Below are 896 nucleotides of genomic sequence, written 5' to 3'. Positions count from 1 at the left end.
CTATCGGCATACAGTGCCGAGCGCGCCGCTTCGTAGGTTTTTTCGTCTAAATGGGTGAGTGTTTCAAGCTGCTCGCCAAGCAAGGTTAGCTGGTTAAACCCTTCGCGTACTTGCTTATGAATTGACGTTAGCGCCTCAAAAAACTGCTTGGTATCACCTTGCCATTTATCTACCGAGAATTTTTTAACCTCTAATTGCTCTCGCACGTTTTGCAGTTCAATCGCAGTTTTATTGGATTGCTCTCGGCTTGCTTTTAGCTGTGTTTCAGTCGCATTGAGTTCAGTTTTTAACTTCTCAGACTCTTTGGCGTGTTTGGCTTTTAGCTCGTCAATTAGCTCTTTAACCGCTTCTTTATCGCCTGTTTCAACGGCTTCAGATTCTATTATTTGTTGCTGCTCTTCTTCAGGGAGTTGACGCAGAGCACGTAAGTCTCGATAGCCCAATTTCATTTGCTGAGCAGCTTCAAAGAACTCTTCACCAAATTGTTGAAGGTTAACAAGTCTACGATCTAAATTTTGACAATCCGTTTGTAAAATATGCTTACAACATTCCTCCCAAGTCGTCACCGTGACGACTTTCCCGTTATCATCTTTATACGTTAAACCCTTGTAGCTTTTAGTTTCCTTGATTTGCAAAGCTAACTTCAATTCCGTCACAGTGACGAGTTTACCCATAAAGTTGAATGCTTGAATTTGCCCTAGTTGCAAAAGCGCGTCTTGCTTAGATGCAAGTAAGTCTTTGCCTTCAACTATGGCCTTTTCAGTTTGTGGTGTAATCTCTTTTTCAGGCATAACGACCTCCACAATTAAGGGAAATATATATGGAGGCTACACTAGATATGATCCGTGATTTTATGAAATTACACACCATACAACCTCCCAAGTAATTGATAGCCG

1 protein-coding gene is annotated in these 896 nt (G+C 41.6%); it reads right to left on the bottom strand.

The window, feature by feature from the left end; genetic code table 11:
- Positions 1 to 791: hypothetical protein (locus HC733_RS22415; protein ID WP_190367184.1), on the bottom strand; the 791-nt coding region annotated here is incomplete at its 3' end.
- Positions 792 to 896 lie beyond the last annotated feature (105 nt).

The organism is Pseudoalteromonas sp. S16_S37, assembly GCF_014694405.1.
GTDB lineage: Bacteria > Pseudomonadota > Gammaproteobacteria > Enterobacterales > Alteromonadaceae > Pseudoalteromonas.
Note: the sequence above shows the minus strand (reverse complement) of the source record. Positions and strands in the feature narration are given on the sequence as shown.